This window comes from Cognatilysobacter segetis (assembly GCF_004359965.1).
GTDB classification, from domain to species: Bacteria; Pseudomonadota; Gammaproteobacteria; order Xanthomonadales; family Xanthomonadaceae; genus Cognatilysobacter; species Cognatilysobacter segetis.
This window is the reverse complement of sequence record NZ_SMRQ01000128.1, coordinates 1-1,777: the sequence shown is the minus strand read 5'-3', so window position 1 is coordinate 1,777 and position 1,777 is coordinate 1. Positions and strand designations below refer to the sequence as shown.

The window sequence follows — 1,777 nt, the reverse complement described above, 5'->3', positions numbered from 1 at the left end:
CCTTGCCGTTGCCGTGTCCGCCTGCTCGGGCGGCGGCAGCAACTCCGACAAGACGCCGTCCGCCGCGGCGCCCGCAACCGCTACAGACGCCAAGCACGCCGAAATCACCGGCGCCGGCGCCACGTTCATCTACCCGCTGCTGTCCAAGTGGTCGGCGGAGTACGCGCAGAAGACCGGCAGCAAGATCAATTACCAGTCGATCGGCTCGGGCGGCGGCATCGCGCAGATCAAGGCCGGCACGGTCGATTTCGGCTCCAGCGACAAGCCGCTCGGTGCCGACGAGCTGGCGCAGGCCGGGCTCGGCCAGTTCCCGTCGGCCGTCGGCGGCGTCGTGCCGGTGGTGAATCTGCCGGGCATCGCCGCGGGCCAGCTAAAGCTTACCGGCCCCGTGCTCGCGGACATCTACCTCGGCAAGGTGACGACCTGGAACGATGCCGCGATCGCGCAGCTCAACCCGGGCGTCGCGCTCCCGTCGATGAAGATCAACGTGGTCAAGCGCTCGGACGGCTCGGGCACCACGTTCAACTTCGCCAACTACCTGTCCAAGGTCAACGCGACCTGGAAGTCGAAGGCCGGCGAAGGCACGATGGTGCAGTGGCCAGTCGGCATCGGCGGCAAGGGCAACGAGGGCGTCGCGGCCTACGTCAAGCAGATCCAGGGCGGCATCGGCTACGTAGAACTCTCGTACGCGCTGCAGAACAAGATGACGTACGCCCGTCTGAAGAATGCGGCCGGCAACTACGTGCTGCCGAGCGACGACACGTTCGCAGCCGCGGCCCGCAGTGCGAACTGGGGTGAGGCCAAGGACTTCTACCTCGTCATGACCAATGCCCCCGGCGCGCAGGCGTGGCCGATCACCGCCACGACCTTCGCCTTGATGAGCCGCAAGCCGCGCAACGCCGCCGGCGCCAAGAACTCGATCGAGTTCTTCCGCTGGGTCTATACGAACGGCGACGCGCAGGCCCGCGCTCTGGACTACGTGCCCCTGCCGGACACGTTGATCAAGCAGATCGAGGCCTACTGGGCCGCGAACGCAAAGTACTGATCACGCGGTGCTACAGGCGACGGGCCCATCGGGGCCCGTCGTCGTTAGGGCGGCTGCTGTCACATTCGCTGGCAGGTGTCACGACCCTGTAACGAAATGATCATTACATGTGCGCCCATGAGCGGCCATCGTGGCCGCACCGTGGAGACGCCCATGAAGCTCGCCCGCCTCGCCGCCCTTTCCCTCGCCCTTGCCGTTGCCGTGTCCGCCTGCTCGGGCGGCGGCAGCAACTCCGACAAGACGCCGTCCGCCGCGGCGCCCGCAACCGCTACAGACGCCAAGCACGCCGAAATCACCGGCGCCGGCGCCACGTTCATCTACCCGCTGCTGTCCAAGTGGTCGGCGGAGTACGCGCAGAAGACCGGCAGCAAGATCAATTACCAGTCGATCGGCTCGGGCGGCGGCATCGCGCAGATCAAGGCCGGCACGGTCGATTTCGGCTCCAGCGACAAGCCGCTCGGTGCCGACGAGCTGGCGCAGGCCGGGCTCGGCCAGTTCCCGTCGGCCGTCGGCGGCGTCGTGCCGGTGGTGAATCTGCCGGGCATCGCCGCGGGCCAGCTAAAGCTTACCGGCCCCGTGCTCGCGGACATCTACCTCGGCAAGGTGACGACCTGGAACGATGCCGCGATCGCGCAGCTCAACCCGGGCGTCGCGCTCCCGTCGATGAAGATCAACGTGGTCAAGCGCTCGGACGGCTCGGGCACCACGTTCAACTTCGTCAATTACCTCTCC

2 protein-coding genes are annotated in these 1,777 nt (G+C 67.2%); both read left to right on the top strand.

Annotated features, from left to right (window positions below; translation table 11 throughout):
* The first annotated feature begins 13 nt into the window (after positions 1-13).
* Entirely contained in the window at positions 14-1,045 is a 1,032-nt protein-coding gene (gene pstS, locus E4F61_RS14225) for a phosphate ABC transporter substrate-binding protein PstS (RefSeq protein WP_133480259.1), read from the top strand.
* 153 nt (positions 1,046-1,198) lie between these two features.
* The coding region (gene pstS, locus E4F61_RS14220) for a phosphate ABC transporter substrate-binding protein PstS (RefSeq protein ID WP_133480258.1) at positions 1,199-1,777 on the top strand (579 nt) is incomplete at its 3' end.